The organism is Qipengyuania sp. Mu-71, assembly GCF_036867055.1.
In the GTDB taxonomy this organism is placed as follows: Bacteria; Pseudomonadota; Alphaproteobacteria; order Sphingomonadales; family Sphingomonadaceae; genus Qipengyuania; species Qipengyuania profunda.
The window spans coordinates 2,166,630-2,184,817 of record NZ_JBAJHR010000001.1 but is presented as its reverse complement, the minus strand read 5'-3'; the positions used below and the strand labels follow the sequence as shown (position 1 = coordinate 2,184,817).

General features: G+C 65.8%; 17 protein-coding genes. 2 read left to right on the top strand and 15 right to left on the bottom strand.

Annotated features, from left to right (window positions below):
* Positions 1 to 8 precede the first annotated feature (8 nt).
* Genes V6B15_RS10770 through V6B15_RS10755 form a run of 4 tightly spaced genes read right to left on the bottom strand, consistent with a single transcriptional unit; the run spans position 9 to position 6,012 of the window.
* Positions 9 to 860 (bottom strand): metallophosphoesterase, encoded by an 852-nt coding sequence (locus V6B15_RS10770; protein WP_320180911.1) that lies wholly within the window; start codon positions 858 to 860, stop codon positions 9 to 11.
* Between the two features lie 31 nt (positions 861 to 891).
* Positions 892 to 2,655, bottom strand: a complete 1,764-nt coding sequence (locus V6B15_RS10765; protein WP_334201135.1) for a cytochrome c3 family protein — start codon at positions 2,653 to 2,655, stop codon at positions 892 to 894.
* 10 nt (positions 2,656 to 2,665) lie between these two features.
* Positions 2,666 to 3,562 (bottom strand): hypothetical protein, encoded by an 897-nt coding sequence (locus tag V6B15_RS10760; protein ID WP_334201134.1) that lies wholly within the window; start codon positions 3,560 to 3,562, stop codon positions 2,666 to 2,668.
* Complete coding sequence (locus V6B15_RS10755) at positions 3,562 to 6,012, bottom strand: cyclic nucleotide-binding domain-containing protein (protein WP_334201133.1); 2,451 nt, start codon at positions 6,010 to 6,012, stop codon at positions 3,562 to 3,564. The genes V6B15_RS10760 and V6B15_RS10755 overlap by 1 nt, the downstream gene beginning before the upstream one ends.
* A gap of 126 nt (positions 6,013 to 6,138) precedes the next feature.
* On the opposite strand from V6B15_RS10755, the gene V6B15_RS10750 reads away from it, so the two are divergent.
* Positions 6,139 to 7,056, top strand: coding sequence for a tetratricopeptide repeat protein (locus V6B15_RS10750; protein ID WP_334201132.1), 918 nt, complete (start codon positions 6,139 to 6,141; stop codon positions 7,054 to 7,056).
* On the opposite strand, the gene V6B15_RS10745 is transcribed toward V6B15_RS10750, so the two are convergent.
* Together V6B15_RS10745 and V6B15_RS10740 are read right to left on the bottom strand one after the other, a co-directional pair.
* Positions 7,053 to 8,321, bottom strand: coding sequence for a lipopolysaccharide biosynthesis protein (locus tag V6B15_RS10745; RefSeq protein WP_334201131.1), 1,269 nt, complete (start codon positions 8,319 to 8,321; stop codon positions 7,053 to 7,055). The two genes, V6B15_RS10750 and V6B15_RS10745, sit on opposite strands and share 4 nt — an antisense overlap.
* Before the next feature lie 16 nt (positions 8,322 to 8,337).
* Entirely contained in the window at positions 8,338 to 9,147 is an 810-nt protein-coding gene (locus V6B15_RS10740) for a hypothetical protein (RefSeq protein ID WP_334201130.1), read from the bottom strand.
* A 64-nt stretch (positions 9,148 to 9,211) separates the two neighbouring features.
* On the opposite strand from V6B15_RS10740, the gene V6B15_RS10735 reads away from it, so the two are divergent.
* Positions 9,212 to 9,934, top strand: a complete 723-nt coding sequence (locus V6B15_RS10735) for a hypothetical protein (RefSeq protein ID WP_334201129.1) — start codon at positions 9,212 to 9,214, stop codon at positions 9,932 to 9,934.
* On the opposite strand, the gene mmsB is transcribed toward V6B15_RS10735, so the two are convergent.
* The 9 genes from mmsB to V6B15_RS10690 form a co-directional block, all read right to left on the bottom strand.
* The gene (gene mmsB, locus V6B15_RS10730) at positions 9,921 to 10,787 is read right to left on the bottom strand and encodes a 3-hydroxyisobutyrate dehydrogenase (RefSeq protein ID WP_334201128.1); all 867 of its coding nucleotides are present in this window, start codon (positions 10,785 to 10,787) and stop codon (positions 9,921 to 9,923) included. The two genes, V6B15_RS10735 and mmsB, sit on opposite strands and share 14 nt — an antisense overlap.
* 233 nt (positions 10,788 to 11,020) lie before the next feature.
* Positions 11,021 to 11,803, bottom strand: a complete 783-nt coding sequence (locus tag V6B15_RS10725; protein WP_334201127.1) for an enoyl-CoA hydratase-related protein — start codon at positions 11,801 to 11,803, stop codon at positions 11,021 to 11,023.
* Between the two features lie 105 nt (positions 11,804 to 11,908).
* Positions 11,909 to 12,967 (bottom strand): enoyl-CoA hydratase/isomerase family protein, encoded by a 1,059-nt coding sequence (locus tag V6B15_RS10720; protein WP_334201126.1) that lies wholly within the window; start codon positions 12,965 to 12,967, stop codon positions 11,909 to 11,911.
* The gene (locus V6B15_RS10715) at positions 12,964 to 14,109 is read right to left on the bottom strand and encodes an acyl-CoA dehydrogenase family protein (RefSeq protein ID WP_334201125.1); all 1,146 of its coding nucleotides are present in this window, start codon (positions 14,107 to 14,109) and stop codon (positions 12,964 to 12,966) included. Before V6B15_RS10715 ends, V6B15_RS10720 begins: the two co-directional genes overlap by 4 nt.
* A gap of 48 nt (positions 14,110 to 14,157) precedes the next feature.
* Positions 14,158 to 14,544, bottom strand: coding sequence for a RidA family protein (locus tag V6B15_RS10710; protein ID WP_334201124.1), 387 nt, complete (start codon positions 14,542 to 14,544; stop codon positions 14,158 to 14,160).
* Positions 14,541 to 14,849 carry an I78 family peptidase inhibitor gene (locus V6B15_RS10705; RefSeq protein WP_334201123.1) on the bottom strand — a complete coding sequence of 103 codons (309 nt, stop codon included), beginning with the start codon at positions 14,847 to 14,849 and terminating at the stop codon, positions 14,541 to 14,543. Before V6B15_RS10705 ends, V6B15_RS10710 begins: the two co-directional genes overlap by 4 nt.
* Positions 14,850 to 14,859: 10 nt before the next feature.
* Positions 14,860 to 15,330: a hypothetical protein gene (locus V6B15_RS10700; protein WP_334201122.1), complete on the bottom strand. Its 471-nt coding sequence runs from the start codon at positions 15,328 to 15,330 to the stop codon at positions 14,860 to 14,862.
* A gap of 32 nt (positions 15,331 to 15,362) precedes the next feature.
* Positions 15,363 to 16,859: a CoA-acylating methylmalonate-semialdehyde dehydrogenase gene (locus V6B15_RS10695; protein ID WP_334201121.1), complete on the bottom strand. Its 1,497-nt coding sequence runs from the start codon at positions 16,857 to 16,859 to the stop codon at positions 15,363 to 15,365.
* Between the two features lie 88 nt (positions 16,860 to 16,947).
* A complete protein-coding gene (locus tag V6B15_RS10690; protein ID WP_334201120.1) occupies positions 16,948 to 18,162 on the bottom strand; it encodes a DUF819 family protein in 1,215 nt (404 codons plus the stop codon).
* Positions 18,163 to 18,188: the final 26 nt, after the last annotated feature.

Below are 18,188 nucleotides of genomic sequence, written 5' to 3'. Positions count from 1 at the left end.
TGGCCAGACTACCGGCGCTCGGCCTTCATCTCGCGCACCATGGGTTTGAGATGCTCGCCATAATGCGCGAGCACTTCCCATTCACCGCAGCTTTCGTAATGCGTCACCAGGTCCGTGCCGTCCCAGTAATGCAGCGCGTAGCTGGCCGGCTCGGTGGTGATCAGCGCGCGATTGTCCGCCGCATGCTCGTCGATCGGGCGCAGGTCGAGCGCCACCAGCGGCGCGACCGAAGGCGTGATGCCGAGCGGGATGCCCCTGAACCGCGCGGCGACGCGGCGATGCAGATGCCCGCAATGAATTGCCTGGATCGTATCCTGGTGCCCGTCCACGGCGGCGGCGAAGTTGGCAATCCACGGCTCGTCCGGCGCGGGGTCCATCCAGTCGATCCCGGCGACGATCGGCGGGTGGTGCATGAAGATGACGCAGGGCTTGCCGTCGCCGCTCGCCAGCGCCGCGCGCAGCCAGTCGCGCCGTTTTTCGCAGAAGGCGCCGCCATGACGGCCCGGCTCGAATGTATCGAGACAGATGATCCGCAACCCGTCCTGCTCGACCACATACTGCAGGAACTCGCCTTCGCAGGGCGTGTCGGGAAATGCGCGGAGCAGCTCTTCGCGGTCGTCGTGATTGCCCACCAGTGGGAGCATGGGGCAGGGAATATCGGCCAGCACCGCGGCGATCTTGGAAAAGCTGTCGCGGTCGCCATGGTCGGTGAGATCGCCCGACAGCACGAGGAAATCGAGCGTGTGCGGGGTCTTTGCCAACCGTTCGAGCACCGCGCCGAAGCGGATGCGGTTGAGTTCTTCCGGACGCGCGTCCGGATCGAAACCGATATGGACATCGGTCATCTGAGCGATCAGCAAAGCGTCTCTCCCCCTGATGCCACGCCGACCCTCATTCGCTGCCCTCGCGCTGCCGCGACAGGCGGGCCACCCGATCGGGCACCGGGCTTTGCGGGCCGTCCTCGCGGCGCTGGAAGGTCGGCGGGTGATAGCTGTGGCACATGGCACAGGTCGACGGCACATCCGCCGCAACTGCGTCGGCCCCCTGGTGGCATTCGCGGCAGCTGGTCAGCGTCGGCAGCAGCAGGTCGGCGGCGCTGGCGGAGGTGTCGGCGGCGTGGCAGCTGCTGCATTCCTCCTGCTCATGCGCCTTGTGATCGAACCGGCCATTGAGGAAATAGTGGCTGCGCTGGAACACCGGCACGACGCTTGGCTGCCCGTCGACCGTGGTGGGGATATGGCATTCGCCGCAGACGCCATCCTCGGACAGCGCCCGTGCGACGCCGAGATAGTTGCGGGCAGGCGCGCCGAAATCCTGAAAATAGCGGCCGCCGCGCTTGAATTCGCCCGGGCGCCTCAGCCCGCTGGTGATCGGTTCACGCGGCGCCCGGTCCATCGCGACCAGGTCGGCGCGCATCTGCGCGACATCGCCATGGCGCAAGGACCGGAAGGTCGTGCCGACCTTGTCGTAGACGAGGCTGTGGCAGCTCTCGCAATCGCTTTCCATTTCCACCGGCAGGAAGCCGATGCGGTCGGCGGTCGGGCGGTGGCAATCGGCACAGACCAGCGCTTCGCCATAATCGGGCAGCGTCCCTGCCATCCGCGCGACGCCATTGGTCTGCGAGAGATGCATGTCATGCGGGAAGCGCAGCGCGCTGTTTTCGCGCGCCTTGCCGTCGAGCGTGACGCGCGCGGTGCGATCGCTGCCTGCCTCGGTGAACACCAGCGCCTGCAGTTCGGGGTGGTCGGTGCCGAAATCATGCGCATTGCCGAGCGCGGTATCGCCCAGCCGCGTGTCCATCGCCTCGTGGCAGCTCGAGCAGAATTGCTGCGCCGCAGGCTCCATCCGCCCGGCGCCTTCATGCTCGGTATGGCAAGTGGTGCAGGCTTCGGGGCCTTCCTTGCCGAAAACCCCGGCGACGTCCCACAGCAGCGCTTCGCCCGTACCCATCGGCCCGCGCGAGGCGGCGAGCCGGTCCATCGCGGCATGGTCGCCGATATTCTCGTGGCACGACCGGCAGGTCTCGTCGCGGACCGAGACGAAGGGCTCGACGTGGCAGGCCTCGCAATTGTTCTCGAGCGAATGATGCGCGAGGCTCAGCTTGCCCGTGCTCCAGCTGTCATCCCATGCCACCTGGTCCACGCCATGCGCGCCGGGCTGCTTGTCCGCGCGTGCGAGATTGGTCCAGATCGGCACGGCGAGGAAGGCGATGAGGATCACCAGCACGCCGATCCACGCGGCCGCGCGCTTGCTCGGCATGACGCTGGCGAGATCGAAGCCGCGCACCGCATCGCGATTGCCGAATTCGCGCTCTTCCTGCGTCACCGTGACCAGCGTGCGCCCGTCCGCCTCTAGCCCGAAGGTCAGCGTATAGAGCCCGAGCGTCAACGCACCGCCCGCTGCCGGGTCGATGCTCACCGATTTGCGCTTGTGCCCGTCGAAAGTGAAATCGCGGCTGCCCGCGGCCTCGATCGCCAAATGGCCGCGGTCGGTGCGGGTGACAGAGACATGGTGCTGCTCGACCGCAAGGTCGGCAACCACCACATCGTTGGTCGTCGCGCGGCCGATTGCCAGCGTGTCGCCTTCGACAACGCGGTCGCGCACGATTTCACGCCCGGTGGCGGTGAGGTCGATGGTGCGGATGAGGAATGTCATGATCCGTCCGTCACCAATAATAGAACACACTGACGACATGCGCCGTCAGTGCCGCGAGCAGCGCGATGGTCAGCGGCACGTGCACATAAAGCCAGATCTGGAGCAGCGCCTTGGTCTGCATCTGGCGGCGGATCTGGTCAATCTGTGCGGCGCGCTTGCCCAGCAGCGAGCGGACCTTCTGCTGCGCGAGGTCATGCGTGTCGTCGTCATAGGCGCGCCCGGTCGAGATATGCTGCAGCGCCGCGCGTGTCGCATCGCGGCGGCTGGATCCGCGGAACCGTGCGGCGATCCCGGAAGAGAAGACATCCTGTTCGAGTGCGGCGATCACCCGGTCGGCATCGTCGCGCGACAGCGGCTGAGCAGCGGCCTCGAGCTGCTTGTCGATCGCAGCGAGGCTTTCGATCATCTGCTCGCGCGTCATCTCGCGGCGGTTTTCGGACAGGGCCTGCGGCAGCGAGGCATAGACCGCGATGCCATAGGCGCCCGAGATGATTACCAGCATCATCAGCACCCAGGCCAGCGTATGGACGTTCCAGCCGAGCTGGAAGCCGGTGTGCAGCGTCCCGATGATCACCAGCGACAGGCCGAGATAGACATGCGCGCTGGTCCACGCCTTGAGGCTCCAGCTGCCCGGCGTCGGACGGCGCTTGCGAATGCCCAGCCACGCCAGCCAGACGATCAGCCCCGCGCCCAGTGTGCCCAGCGTATAGCCGTACCAGCTCCCGCCATTGTGCCGCGGATCGACGTCGATCAGCACATAGGTGAGAACCACGAAAAGCCCGAGGAAGGCCGCCACCCGGGCCCAGTAATAGGCGCGGTGGGCGAGGAAGCTTTCGTGATTGGCCGAGCGGCGCTGCTCGATTGCGGCATGGCCCGTGGCATCGTCGCTGGAGGAGACGGTTGCCATCAGTCGGCCCCTTCTTCGAGCCGCGCGACGGTGAGGAAGCGTTCGGGGCTCACGCGGATCGCCGCGCCCGTCGGGCAGGCGCGCACGCAGGCGGGACCGCCCTCGATCCCGCTGCACATGTCGCATTTGATCGCCAGCTTGGCGGTCTCGCCCACTTCGGCGGCCTTGCGCGTGCGCCAGGCGTAGCTGGCTTCGCCGGGGCCGGGTCCCGCGCCGAACAGCAACCAGCTGAGCAGCCCCGGCTTGGGCGGCGGCTTGGCATCCATCCGGATCACGCCATAGGGGCAGTTGCGCTGGCAATTGCCGCAGCCGATGCAGGTCTCGTCGATCACCACTTCGCCATCGGGACCGCGCTTGATCGCGTTGGGCGGGCAGTCGGCCATGCAATGCGGATGCTCGCAATGGCGGCACGAGGTCGGCACGTGCAGATGCGCATAGGTCCGCCCCGCCTCGCGATCGAGCCGGCTGAGGCCGTCATGGCTGTCGGCGCAGGCCTTCTCGCAATTGTCGCAGCCGACGCACAGCTTCTCGTCGATCAGCAGCACGTCGGTCGCTTCGCCAAGCCCGTTCTCGACGAGGAATTGCGCGGTCTGCGAATACATGTCGACCGCGCCGCCGAAGCTCGCCTTGCGGCTTTCGACGAAGTCGTTGATCTCGCGCCGCGCCGCCATGTCCTTGAGCGCGCGGGTGCGGATATCGGGCTTGGCGTCGAGCAATGCGTTGAACATTTCGCCCGGAAAGCGGATCACCTCGCTCTTGATTGCAGCGCGGACGCTGGCGGCGCGTTTCGACCCGTCGATCACGGCCATTTCGCCGAAATAGGAACCGGCCGGAAGGTAGGAGAGGAACACCGGCTTGCCGCCGAGGTCCTTCTCCACCACCATCGACCCGACGCGGACGATATAGATGTCCTTGTCGTCGGCGCCTTCTTCCACCACCACTTCGCCCGCGGGGACCGAGACCACTTCGGCGGCCTCGACCAGTTCGGCGATATCGGCCGGGGTCAGGCCCGCACCGAAGATCTGCAGCACCTGCCGCTCGATCGAAATGCGATTGACCGCGCGGTTGGCCGAGGTCGCGGTGGCGAGCAGCTTGAGCGCGGCGAGGCGCGAGAATTCGACCACCACCGTGGGTTCGGCAGCGCGGATGGTGGACCCGCGCTTGCGGCCCGAAATCAGCCCGACCTCGCCAAAGATCGAGCCCGTCTCGATCGGCACGGTGACCGAACTGTCTTCGGAATCGACCTCGACCAGCACCGATCCCTCGGCAATCGCGAACATCGACGAACCCGGCTCGTTGCGGGTGAAGATCACTTCGCCGCGGTCATAGGCATGGACCCGGCTGTCGAGCATCAGCTCGCGCATCTGCAGCGGACTCAGCTCCTGCAGGATGACGACCTGCGACCGGAACGCCTCGAGCCAGTCGTCGACCGAACGGCCGCCCGGAAGCGCGGCGAATTTCTCCGCCAGGATCGGTTCGTCGGCCGGTTTGAGATCGGTGTTGCCATCGAGAAACTCGATGACGTCATAGCCCTGGTTCATACAGTGCTTGATCAGCGGATAGCCTGCCAGCGCGCCGATCACATGGATGCCCGGCTGCGTGGTCTCGAAGCTGGGGGTCAGCTTGGGGAAAGCGGTGCGGTCCTCGCTCGCAAACTCGACGCCGCATCCTTCGACGAAGGCGCGCGGTGGCTGCGAGCCGGTGCGCGCGATGATCCGGTCGCAGCGTATGGTTTCCTGCCCGTCGCGCGTTTCGAGCACGATTTCGCCCGCGCGGACCTCCAGCGGGCTGGTTTCGCGGCGTACCGAGATGCGTCCGTCGGCCTCGCCTTCTTCGAGCAGCTTGACGTTGGCGCCCTTGGCGCGCGCGAAATCGGCGCGGCGGTTGAGGATCGTGACGACATTGCCCTGCGCCTCGTCGGCGGCGAGGCCGAGCGCGTTCTCGATCCCCGCATCGCCCGAACCGATCACGGTGATGTGCTCGTCGACATATTCGGTGGGATCGTCGAGCTGATACTGGACGTGCGGCAGGTCGCCGCCCGGCAGCCGGAGCAAGTTGGGATTGCCCTGCGTCCCGATCGCCAGCACCACCGCTTCGGCCTCGACTGTCGAGCCGTCCTGCAAGGTCAGCGTGAACGCGCCCGCCTGTCCCGCAATGCCGGTGACATCGGCATTGGTGCGCACTGCGACCTGGCCCTCCGCCACTTGCCGGTCCCAGGTGTCGAGGATCACCTCGCGCTTGCCGGCATCGAAATCCAGATCGCTGCGCAGCACCAGATTGCTGGGCGTCGCCATGACGTGCTTGCCCTTCTGGTATTTGTAGATGGTGTCCGACAGATGGTCGGTCTTTTCGAGCAGCACGTGGCTCATGCCGCGCTCTGCCGCATGCGCAGCCGCGCTCAGCCCGGCGGGGCCGGAGCCTACAATCGCTACACGAACTCTATCGCCCAAACCGCAATCCCCCCCGGAGGCTTGCGAACCCGTATTTTGTTATGAGGCGGCATCATAGGCAAAACTCAAGCGGTGGCAATTGCTTGTCGGGCCCAGCCGCGATAGCCAGCGGACAAGGGGGATGTGATGGGCGAGAAACAGACCGGTAACCGCGTGACCGGGGGCGTGCTGCTGTTCGGGCTGGCGCTGGCAGCCATCCTTGCAGCGGTCGGCTACCGCGCGCTCGACGGGACTGATGCCGATACGGACGAATCGCCCGCGGCCACACCGCTCGAGGCCCTCGAAGCGCGCGTTGCCGAGGAACCCGGCGATGCCGCGGCATGGCAGGAATTGGGCTTCACCCGCTATGGACGCGGTGAATTCGGCGCGGCGGCCACCGCCTACCGCGAAGCCACTGCGCTCGAACCCGACACTGCAGTACTGTGGTCGGCATACGGTGAAGCGCTGGTGATGGACAGCAAGCGCGATCCGCTGCCGCCCGAAGCGCTCGCCGCTTTCCGCCGCGCAATCGCGCTCGATCCGGCAGACCCGCGGGCGCGCTATTTCCTTGCCGTGAGGCGGGATCTCGATGGCGACCACGAAGGCGCGATTATCGCGTGGCTGGAACTGCTCGAAGACACGCCGCCCGGCGCGCCGTGGGAAGCCGATCTGGCGCGGACGATCGAGCAGGTGGCGACGATCAACAAGCTCGAGGTCGCTCCGCGGCTCGAACGCGCGCAGGCTGCGCGGTCAGTCCCGGCAGCGACGGGCGCGGGGCTGACCGCGACCGGCGCGATTCCCGGGCCGAACGCCGCACAGCTCGCCGCCGCTTCGCAAATGCCCCCGGGCGAGCAGCGCCAGATGGCCGAGGGCATGGTGGCCAGCCTCGAACAGAAGCTGGTCGCCGATCCGTCGAACCTCGACGGCTGGGTGATGCTGATGCGGTCGCGCACCACGCTGGGTCAACCCGATCGCGCGCGCAAGGCGCTGAGCGATGCGGTCGCGGCCAATCCCTCCGCCGCCGCTCGGCTGCGCGCCGAAGCGGAAGCGCTCGGAATTCGCTAGCCCTTGGGCGGCAGCTCGGGTGCGGGCTTCACGGTGATCGTGATCTGCGCCAGCGAGATGATCGCCACCCAGAAACCGAGCACCGACAGGGCGGATGCGCCCATGACGGTGAAGGCGGCGCCCTTCAGCCCGTTCCAGCCCATCGCCACTTCGAGCAGCGCCAGGCCGATGATCGTGGGAATCGCACGGATCAGGAATGCGGTGCCTGCCCGGCCGGCGCTGACCAGCAGCGATTCGAGACTGGCGCCGACGAGTTCGATCGCGCCGGCGATCGCAAGGATCACCATGGTCCAGAACACGCGAAATTCGGGCCCCGCGATCAGGACCAGCGCGGTCCGCCCGAAGAACAGCGTTACCAGCACCGCCAGCACCCCGGCGATCAGCGCGATATTGGCCATCCGCCGGGCCATGTCATGCGCCGTTTCCCGGGCATGGACCAGCTCGGGATAGATCGCCTTGGAGACCGTCTGTGCGAGGCTGACGAGCGCCTGTCCCAGCTGGCTGGCAACGCGGTACCCGCCTGCCGCGGTTTCGCCGCCGATTGCGCCGACCAGCAGGATCAGCACTTGCTTGGCGCCGACATTGAGGCTGCCCGACATGTTGGTCGACCAGACGAACCGCCAGGCACCCGGATGTGCGCGCGGAATATGGCGCAGGCTGATGCGCGAGAGGTTGATCCGGTCGAGCCGGCCGGCCGCGATCCACAAGGATATGGCCACCGCGATTTCTGCGGCGGCCCAGGCGAGGATAAAGCCGGTCACGGTCGGCATAGCGATTGCGGCAGCTGCCGCGCCCGCCGCGCGCACCACCGGCTGCACCGCTTCGGCCGCGGTGGTGCGCGCATAGGCGAAGCGCAGCCGCAGCAGGCCGGTGGGGGTGGTGCGGATCGCCAGCAGCGAGATCACGCAATAGCCGAAGGCGACCGGTAACAGCTCGTCGGGCAGCGGCAGCCAGAGCGGCGCGCTCCCCACCAGCAGGGCTGCCAGCACGAGTCCCAGCGCAACCGACAGCAGGTCGAGCGCAATCGCGAAGCCGGTCGCATCGGCGGGCCCGTCCTCGTCCGCGCCCCAGCGCACGACGAATTGCCAGGTCTGGAAATTGGCCAGCCCGGTGACGGTCTGTCCCAGCGCGAGGATGATCGCGAAATAGCCGAAATGGTCGAGCCCCAGCGTCCGCGTGGCGAGCGCCAGGTAGATGATGCTCAAAACGGCGTTGAGGCCGCGCCCGGTCAGCAACCAACCGATATTGCGGAGCAGGCGATGCATCGTCCGACCGGCGGCGTCAGATAGTGGCGAGCCGCTTGGTCAGCAGCTTTTCGGTGACCTGGAACGTCCGCTCGTTATCGACATCGATGGCGCAGTGCCCGTGGCTCATTTCGATCGGCACCATGGCGAAGCCGAACCGGCGCGAAACCTGCGCGAAGAGCTTTTCCTTGGTGCCCCAGCCGAGGAAGAAGCGGATCAGATTGATCACGCCGAAAGCCTTGGCGATGCGCTTCGGGAATTTCACGAACTGCCCGCCGCCGCGCATGATTTCAGCGGCAGCGAGCGCCTGCGGACTGCCGATCCAATAGGCATTGCAGTTGGAATAGCCGCCATCGGAAAATTCGTAGAACTTCTTCTGCCCTTCGGGGTCTGCGGCCTGCACGTCTTCTTTGTGCGCCAGCGCAGCCGCAGCGCCCGCACCGCTGGCAATCGCCTTGTCGGCGAATTCGTTGAAATCCTCGGGCAGCCACAGGCAATTGTCGGCAGTGGTGATGAGGATCGGGTAGTCCGCACCCTCGGCCCCGGCAAAGACGCTGTCGACGAGATTGAACGCGCCGGGCTTGAACACCAGCCGCCCCTCGGCCTGCAGCTTGGCGATCGAGGGAATGGCGGCGATCTCGTCCGCCTCATGCGCCACCACGCGGATTTCGCCGATGCGCGGGCTCGCGGCGACATTCATCACCACGCGTTCGATCATCGGCATGCCGCCGACGGGAACGACGCATTTCTGGGCCACATTGGCACGCTCGGCGAGTGGATCGAGCACGCCCGAACGCTTGCCCGCCATGATCAGCGCGGTGACCTTGCCATTGTTGTCTTGTGTCATGGCCGCGCAAATAGGGCCGAATGGTGCGGTTGTCACTGTCGCGCGCTTAAGGCACGGGGATGGCGTGCGAATTATCTTCTCCCGCAAAGGGTTCGACAGCGCCTCGGGCGGCGGCCCATCGCCGATTGTCGAGAGTCGGCCGGTCAGCCTGCCGATCCCCGCAGGCACCGCCTCGCGCACCACCTATGGCGATCTCGGGCTGGGCGAACATGCCGCACGTGCCAGCCGCGGGCGGGTCGATGCGGGGACGCTGTGCCACCACGACCCGATGTTCCTCGCCGATGGGACCTGCCTGTTCGGCCAATGCGGTGCGGCGCAGACACATCTGGCGAACCGGAGTGTGGGGCCGGGGGATGTGTTCCTGTTCTTCGGGCTGTTCCGCGAGGAAGGCGGCGACCTCCACCACCGCATCTTCGGCTATCTCGAAGTGGCCGAGATTACCCATCTAGCGCAGGGGGCACCCGACTATCTGGTCGCGCGCGGGCATCCGCACGCGCTGGCGCTCCATGCGCGCAACGACGTGATCTATGCAGGCCCCGGCGTGGAAGCCCGGCAAGCGAGCGATGCGCTGCGCCTCACCGTGCCCGAGGGACCGCCCTCGCTATGGCGGCGCCCCGCTTGGCTCAAACACGGCGGGCTGAGCTATCACGACCGCGCCGACCGCTGGCTGCGCGGCGGACGGCTCAAGAGCGTGGCGCGCGGGCAGGAATTCGTCGCCGATATCGGCCGCCGCAAGGCCCCGCGCGAATGGCTCGCGCGGGTGCTTGAGGAGATCAGAGCGTTTTGATGATCGCGCTGAAATCGAGCCCCGCATTGTCCTCGGCGAATTGCTCGTAAAGCTCCTTCGCGTGGCGACCCAGCGGGGTCGAGGCATCGGCGGTCTCGGCCGCTTCCATTGCCAGCTTGAGATCCTTGAGCATCAGCCCGGTGGCGAAGCCGCCCTGGTAGTCCTTGTCCGCCGGGCTTTCGACGCCGACGCCGGGCAAGGGGGTGTAGGCATTGAGCGACCAGCAATAGCCCGAGGACTGCGAACTGATCTCGTAGAATTTCTGCGGATCGAGGCCGAGCTTCTCGGCCATTTTCATCGCCTCGGCAGTGCCGATCATCGAGATGGCGAGCAGCATGTTGTTGCAGATCTTGGCGGTCTGGCCCGCGCCGGCATCGCCCGCGTGGATTACGGCCTTGCCCATGGCCTGAAGCACTTCCTCGGCGCGGGCGAAGGCCTTTTCGGTGCCGCCGACCATGAAGGTCAGCGTGCCGCCATTCGCCGCAGCGATGCCGCCCGAAACCGGCGCATCGACCATGTCGTAACCGGCGGCTTCGGCCTTGGCGATGACCTCTTTCGCGGTGGCGACATCGATGGTCGAGCAGTCGAGCAGCACCGCGCCTGCGGGCGCCTTGCCGATCACGCTGCTTTCGTAAACCGACTTCACGATCCCGCCATTGGGCAGCATTGAAACCACCGCATCGACGCCTTGTACGGCCTCGGAAGCGTCGGTGAAGGGCGTGCAGCCGTTGTCCTTAGCTGTCGCGAGTGCTCCTTCCGAAAGGTCGAAGGCATTCACGGCATGCCCGGCCTTGACGAGGTTGGCGGCCATCCCGCCACCCATATTGCCGAGGCCGATAAAGGCGATTTTCATGATCTATCCTCTCGCAAATTGCTGTGCCCTGGCGACATTCGGGCGACAAGGGCGACAGTGTGTCGCCCCAATCCAACATCGCAAGGTGCTGAATTATGATATATTTTTGGGGCGGAGGCGACAGCTTTGCCAATATGACGCCCCCCCCCCGGTCCAGGTGGCGACCGCCCCGCCGGAAACGGGCTTAACAGTTTCGCGGGGACGTAGGAAAGCGGTGCTTTCGCACCAGTGGCTTACCGCCCCTTCCACTTGCCTTCGCGCTTCTCGACGAAGGCGGCCATGCCCTCCTGCTTGTCCTCGCTCGCGGCGAGGATCTGGAAGATACGGCGTTCGATGATCAGGCCCTGGTCGAGGCTGGTTTCGAAGGCCGCATTGACCATTTCCTTGTTCGCGATCGCGGCCATCGGCGGCATGCTGGCGATCTGCGCGGCGGTTTTCAGCGCTTCGTCGAGCAGCGTGTCATGCGGCACGACGCGCGCGACCAGATTGCTGCGCTCGGCTTCCGCGGCATCCATCATCCGGCCGGTGAGGCACATTTCCATCGCCTTGGACTTGCCCACCGCCCTGGTCAGGCGCTGCGATCCGCCCATGCCCGGCGCGACGCCCAGCTTGATCTCGGGCTGGCCGAACTTGGCGTTTTCGCTCGCGATGATGAAATCGGCCATCATGGCGAGCTCACAGCCGCCGCCCAGTGCGAAGCCGTTGACCGCCGCGATCCATGGCTTGCGCGTTTTCTTGACGATCTCGCTGGTCCAGGGGCTGAAGAAATCCTCGAGGTAGAAATCGGCCGCGGCCTTCTCGCTCATTTCCTTGATGTCCGCGCCCGCGGCGAAAGCCTTGTCGCCCGAACCGGTCAGGACTGCACAAAGCTGGCTCTTGTCCGCCTCGTAAGCGGCAAAAGCCTCGGTCAGTTCCGCAAGAATCGTGCTGTTGAGCGCATTGAGCGCCTTGGGACGGTTGAGCGTGATCAGCGTGACCGCGTCCCGCTGTTCGACGGTGATGGTTTCGTAAGCCAATGTTCTCTCCACGTCTCTCCTGCGAGGGCAGGAGCCTAGATGACTTGTCGGCCGCGCGGAACCGCAACGGCGTATGGGCCCCTGCCTGCGCAGGGGCGACGGATATCACCGTTCGAGCGGCGTCCATTCCTCGCCTTGGGGCAGCGGGGCGAAGATGCTGTCGATCAGTTCTTCGCTCACGTCCTCGGGCGTTGCCGGGTTCCATTGCGGGTCGTTCGTCTTGTCGACGATCACCGCGCGCACGCCCTCGGCGAAGTCGGGGCGGGTCAGGACGCGGCTGGCGATGCGATATTCCATGCGCATATTGTCGGCGAAGCTGCCGAGCTGTTCGCTCTCGCTCAGCTGGCGCAGCGCGACCTTGCAGGTCTGCGGGCTCTTGCCGCGTAGCGTGGCGAGCTCCTTCGCCGCCCATTCGCTGTCGTCAGCCTCGAGACTGGCGAGGATGTCCTCGTAGCGATCCGAGGCGAAGTGTTTCTTGATCAGCGCGGCATTCTCTTCCAGCCGCGCTGGCGGCGGGGTGGTGGAAAGTTCGGACAGGATACCGCCGATCCGGTCGGGATGCTCGATAATCCGGGCCTTGGCTTCGGCGAGTTTCTCGGCCGGCAGGTAATGCGTGGCGATACCCGCCCAGACGCATTCCGCACCGTCGAGCCGCGCACCGGTCAACGCGAGGAACTGGCCGAGCCGCCCGCCCAGCCGCGACAGGTGCCAGCCGCCACCCACGTCGGGGAACAGGCCAATGCCGCTTTCGGGCATGGCGAAGCGCGTGTTCTCGGTCGCGACACGATATTTGCACGGCAGCGCGATACCGACGCCGCCGCCCATGGTGATGCCGTCCATGAAGGCCACGATCGGCTTGCCGTATTCGAACATCTGGTGGTTGAGCCGGTATTCGTCGTGGAAGAATTCGCGGCCGCTCTTCCCGCCATCGTTGAGCGCGGAATGGCGCAGCAGATTGATGTCGCCCCCCGCGCAGAAACCGCGCCCCTCGGCATGGTCGAGGATGACGGCCTCGACACCGTCGTCGCCCGCCCAACCGGCGAGCGCCGCGCTCATCGCGTGGCACATGTCGAGCGTCAGCGCATGCAGCGCCTTGGGTCGGTTGAGCGAGAGATGGCCGGTGCGGCCATGGGTGTGGGTATGAATGTCGACGGTTTCGGTCATTGGCGTAGCATCTCCCGGCCCACGATCATGCGCATGACCTGGTTGGTGCCTTCGAGGATCGAATGGACGCGCAGGTCGCGCCAGAAGCGTTCGATGGGGTATTCTTTCAGATAGCCATAGCCGCCGAACAGCTGCAGCGCATTGTTGACGACATTGCTGCCGCTGTCGGTCGCCAGCCGCTTGGCCATGGCGGAAAATTTGCTCTTGTCGGGCGCATTGTCGGTGACCTTCGCAGCCGCGAGATAGAGCAGCGCGCGCGCCGCTTCCAATTCGGTCGCCATGTCGGCGAGCATGAACTGCGTGTTCTGGAAATCGGCAATCGCCTGGCCGAACTGCTGGCGTTCCTTGGTGTAATTCACCGCCTCGTCGAGACAGCGCTGCGCCCCGCCGAGCGAGCAGGCGCCGATGTTCAGGCGGCCGCCGTCGAGCCCCATCATGGCATAGCGGAAGCCGTCGCCTTCGGGGCCGACGCGGTTGGCGACGGGCACCCGTGCATCCTCGAAGATCAGCTGCGCGGTCGGGCTGGCATTCCAGCCGAGCTTCTTCTCCGGCTTGCCGAAGGACACGCCGGGGGTGTCCTTGTCGATCACCAGGCAGGTGATACCCTTGGTCTTGTGCTCGCCCGTGCGAACCATGGTGACATAGACGTCGTTGAAGCCCGCACCCGAGATGAACTGCTTGGTGCCGTTGAGCACGTAGTGATCGCCATCGAGCCTGGCATTGGTCTTGAGCCCCGCCGCGTCGGATCCGCTGCCGGGTTCGGTCAGCGCATAGCTGGCGATCTTCTCCATGGTGACGAGCTCGGGCAGATAGCGGCCCTTCAGATCTTCACCCCCGAACCGGTCGATCATCCAGGCGGCCATATTGTGGATCGAGATGAACGAGCTGGTCGCAGGGCAGCCATAGGCCATGGCTTCCATGATCAGCGCCGCTTCGAGACGCCCCAGGCCGATACCGCCGGCTTCCTCGGACACATAGATTGCGCCGAAGCCGAGCTCCGCGCTCTGCTTGATCACATCGACCGGGAAATGCGACGTCTGGTCCCATTCGCCGGCATGCGGAGTGATGTTGTCGGCGGTAAAGCGCTGCGCCACTTCCTGGATCGCGAGCTGCTCTTCGGTAAGCTGGAATTGTCCTGTCATGGCGGGTGACCTAGCGGTGGTGGGGGGAGGTGAAAAGGGCTGCGGCGGTTAGCCTTCGATGATTGCTTCGGCCTCGATTTCGACTTTCCATTCCGGTCGGCAGAGCCATGCCACACCTGCCATCGTTGCGGTGGGCGGGGCCTCGCCAAAGAACCGTGCGTGGACTTCGCCGACCGCTTCCTGGTCGGCCGGATCGGTCAACAGCATCCGCGTGCGCACGACATCCTTCGCGCTGCCGCCCAGTTCCTCGATCGCGCGCAGGATGAGCACGAAACAGCGTTCGGCCTCGGCCGCGGCGCCGCCCTGGGTGGAACTGCCGTCATCTTCGATCGGTCCCGTCCCGGCGACAAGGATGCGGTTGCCGTCACGCAGCGCGCGGGCGAAGCCGAACCGCGCTTCGAACGGGGAGCCGGTGAAGGCGCGGCGGCGCGTCATCCGCAGGTGATCTCGGTGATCAGCCGCGCTTCGTCATACCGCACGTTAACGCGATTGGTGCGGTAATCCATCGTCCATGCCGAATTGGGCGGGCCCCAGCGCAGCACTTCGGCGCCGCTTTCCGCCAGGATCGCGGCGCCCGCTTCCTCGGTCGCTTCACGGCCGACATGCGCCTGCGCCGGAGCTGCGTCGCAGGCCCCGAACATGGCGTCGCGAGACGGGGGGGACGGTGCGGGTGCGGGTTCGGAATAACCGGCGCAGGCGGCCAGTGGCAGGGCAAGCGCGGTGAAGATCAGGATACGCATGGCAACACTCCTATTCGCATTTCTTGAGCGGCATCGGTTCGAATTGCTCTTCACCGACAGCCGCGGGGGTCAGCGTGCGCCCGTCGTCGGACAGCGTGAAGCGGCGCGCCATGTCCCATGTTTCGCCTTCGCCTTCCATCGCCAGCGACACGACGATGTCCTGCGGGCTGCCGACTTCGACCCCGGTCACATCGCCATGCGATTCGTAGAACTGCATGGTCTTCGGCCCGATCTCGACCCGCATGTCGGACGCCGGATCGCAGCTTCCCTCGACATAGTCCCACACGCCGCGGAAAGCGGCGGGGATGGTTTCTGCAACGACGGGTCCGGGAGGTCCGGCGCCGTCGCCGATCCCGCCATCGGGTTCGACCGGCATCATCGTTTCGGCAGGGTCGGGCGCGGCCGCCTCGTCCGCGCCGCCCGAACAGGCCGCGAGCAGTACCGCGAGCGGCAAGGCGGCGGGGAACAGTATGCGTTTCATCGTTTCTCTCCCAAGTTCGCCTGGCGCGGCGTTTAGCCCATCGTCGGGATGACGAAGGCGTTCGATCCGTCGCCGCCGCCATCGGGCCAGCGCTGGGTGACCTTCTTGGCCTTGGTCCAGAACTTCAGGCCTTCCTGGCCATACTGGTCGGTGTCGCCGAAGCCCGAACGTTTCCATCCGCCGAAGCTGTGATAGCTGACGGGGACGGGAATCGGAACGTTGATCCCCACCATGCCGACATTGACGCGGTGCGCGAATTCGCGCGCCGCATGGCCGTTGCGCGTGAAGATCGCGACGCCATTGCCATACTGGTGCTCGCTCGGCAGCCGCAGCGCATGCTCGAAATCGTCGGCGCGCACGATCTGCAGGACGGGTCCGAAGATCTCTTCCTTGTAGCTTTCCATGTCGGTGGTGACGCGGTCGAGCAGGGTGGGGCCGACGAAGAAGCCTTTCTCGTGGCCCTGCAGGGTGAAACCGCGGCCGTCGATGACCACCTCGGCACCTTCCTGTTCGGCAGTGTCGATCCACTGTTCTACCCGCGCCTTGTGCTCGGGCGTGACGACGGGGCCGTAATGCGCGTCGGGATCGGTCGACACGCCGATGCGCAGCGCATTGATCGCGGGGATCAGCTTTTCGCGCAGCCTCTCGGCGGTGTCCTCGCCCACGGGCACGACCACCGGCAGCGCCATGCAGCGTTCCCCGGCAGAGCCGAAGGCGGCCCCAGCGAGATCGCCCACCACCTGGTCGAGATCGGCATCGGGCATGACGATCCCGTGGTTCTTCGCGCCGCCCATCGCCTGGACACGCTTGCCCGCAGCGACGCCGCGCTTGTAGACGTAATGCGCGATATCGCTCGACCCGACGAAGCTGACCGCGGCGATGTCTTCATGGTCGAGGATGGCATCGACCATTTCCTTGTCGCCGTGGACCACCTGCAGCAGCCCCTCGGGCGCGCCGGCCTCGACGAACAGTTCGGCCAGCCGGATCGGCACGCTGGGATCGCGTTCGGACGGCTTGAGGATGAAGGCATTGCCCACCGCGATCGCCATGCCGAACATCCACATCGGGATCATGGCGGGGAAGTTGAACGGGGTGATCCCTGCGCCGATGCCCAACGGCTGGCGCATCGAATAGACATCGATGCCGGGGCCCGCGCCTTGCGAGTATTCGCCCTTCAGCGCCTGCGGGATGCCGCAGGCATATTCGATGACCTCGAGCCCGCGCTGCACATCGCCATGCGCATCGTCTACGACCTTGCCGTGTTCGCTGGCAAGCAGTTCGGCCAGTTCCTGCTTGTTGGCTTCGACCAGCCGTTTGAATTCGAACATCACCCGCGCGCGGCGCTGCGGGTTGGTGGCCGCCCATTCGGGCTGGACCTTCTTGGCGGTAGCGACCGCGCGGTCGAGCAAGACGGCGTCGCCCAGCGGAACCTCGGCCTGGACTTCGCCCGTCGAGGGGTTCCAGATCTTGTGAGTGCGGGCCGCGGGAGCGCTCGCTCCGCCGACGATGAAATGGTCAAGCTGACGCATGAAAGTTCCTCTCTTTTCTTTGCAACGGCCCATACGCGCGCAAGGTCCGAAAGCAACCGGTATCTGGTGAAACCTTTGCCGCGCGCGGCTAGCCGACGCCGGCCATCATCTGCGCGCACAGGATCGCGCCATAGGTCCCCAGCGCATAGCCCAGCACGGCCAGCAGCACGCCGACCGGGGCAAGTGCGGGGTGGAACGCCGCCGCCACCACCGGCGCCGACGCCGCGCCGCCGATATTCGCCTTACTGCCCACCGCGACGAAGAAGAACGGCGCCTTGATGATCTTGGCCACGCCCAGCAGCAGGATGACGTGGAACAGCATCCAGATGAAGCCGATGGCCATGAAAGCGGGCGCATCGGCGATCTTGGTCACGTCCATCCGCGTGCCGATCACCGCCACCAGCAGGAAGATGAACAACACGCCGAACTTGCTGGCGCCGATACCTTCCAGCTCGCGTGCGCGGGTGAAGCTGGCGGCCAGCCCCGCGGTGGTGGCGATGACCACGACCCAGAAGAATTCGCTCGCCAGCGTCGCGTCTTCGCCCTGCATTGCAGCGAACCAGCCGCCCAGCCAGCCGCCGAGCAGATGCGCGAGCCCGACGATGGCGAAGGTCGCGCCGAACAGCAGGACATAGTCATTGGCCTTGGCGACGCGTTCGATGCTGGCGGTGTAATCGGCCATCGTGTCGCGCAGCCGGGCAATCGACGAACTGTCCGCGCCCAGCCATTTGTCGACGCGCTCATGCGCGCCCGCGCCATAGAGCAGGAACACCATCCAGATTTCGGCGACGATGATGTCGACCGCCAGCAACGCGGCAAAGCCCTCGAGCGGGTAGCCATAGACCTCGAGCATCGCGGTCTGGTTGGCGCCGCCGCCGATCCAGCTTCCCGCCAGCGTCGCCAACCCGCGCCACGCGGCCGTATCGCCCGAACCGATGATCGACGGTTCGAACTGCGCCACGATCCACAATGCCAGCGGTCCGCCGAGGACGATGCCCACCGTGGCGGTCAGGAACATGACGATCGCCTTGTTGCCGAGGCCGAGGATCCCCTTGATATCGATCGACAGCGTCATCAGGAACAGCGCGGCAGGCAGGAAATAATCCTTCGCCACCGGCCACAGATTGCTTTCGGATACGTCGATCAGCCCGAAGGTCGTCATCAGGCTGGGGACGAGATAGCAGACCAGGATGATCGGCACGAAAACGTAGAAGCGCTGCCAGCCGGGCCGGTCGCGCGTCGCAAATACGAAGCCCAGAACCAGGGCCAGAAGCCCGAAGATAATCCTGTCGTCGCTGATCATGGTATCGCGGCCCGTCCTTCAGATAT

Bases quoted from the DNA above. Each gene is read 5' to 3' on its own strand.
- V6B15_RS10765 (WP_334201135.1), bottom strand. From the start codon at position 2,655: ATGACATTCCTCATCCGCACCATCGACCTCACCGCCACCGGGCGTGAA.
- V6B15_RS10760 (WP_334201134.1), bottom strand. From the start codon at position 3,562: ATGGCAACCGTCTCCTCCAGCGACGATGCCACGGGCCATGCCGCAATC.
- V6B15_RS10750 (WP_334201132.1), top strand. From the start codon at position 6,139: ATGGGCGAGAAACAGACCGGTAACCGCGTGACCGGGGGCGTGCTGCTG.
- V6B15_RS10745 (WP_334201131.1), bottom strand. From the start codon at position 8,321: ATGCATCGCCTGCTCCGCAATATCGGTTGGTTGCTGACCGGGCGCGGC.
- V6B15_RS10740 (WP_334201130.1), bottom strand. From the start codon at position 9,147: ATGACACAAGACAACAATGGCAAGGTCACCGCGCTGATCATGGCGGGC.
- mmsB (WP_334201128.1), bottom strand. From the start codon at position 10,787: ATGAAAATCGCCTTTATCGGCCTCGGCAATATGGGTGGCGGGATGGCC.
- V6B15_RS10720 (WP_334201126.1), bottom strand. From the start codon at position 12,967: ATGACCGAAACCGTCGACATTCATACCCACACCCATGGCCGCACCGGC.
- V6B15_RS10715 (WP_334201125.1), bottom strand. From the start codon at position 14,109: ATGACAGGACAATTCCAGCTTACCGAAGAGCAGCTCGCGATCCAGGAA.
- V6B15_RS10710 (WP_334201124.1), bottom strand. From the start codon at position 14,544: ATGACGCGCCGCCGCGCCTTCACCGGCTCCCCGTTCGAAGCGCGGTTC.
- V6B15_RS10705 (WP_334201123.1), bottom strand. From the start codon at position 14,849: ATGCGTATCCTGATCTTCACCGCGCTTGCCCTGCCACTGGCCGCCTGC.
- V6B15_RS10700 (WP_334201122.1), bottom strand. From the start codon at position 15,330: ATGAAACGCATACTGTTCCCCGCCGCCTTGCCGCTCGCGGTACTGCTC.
- V6B15_RS10695 (WP_334201121.1), bottom strand. From the start codon at position 16,859: ATGCGTCAGCTTGACCATTTCATCGTCGGCGGAGCGAGCGCTCCCGCG.
- V6B15_RS10690 (WP_334201120.1), bottom strand. From the start codon at position 18,162: ATGATCAGCGACGACAGGATTATCTTCGGGCTTCTGGCCCTGGTTCTG.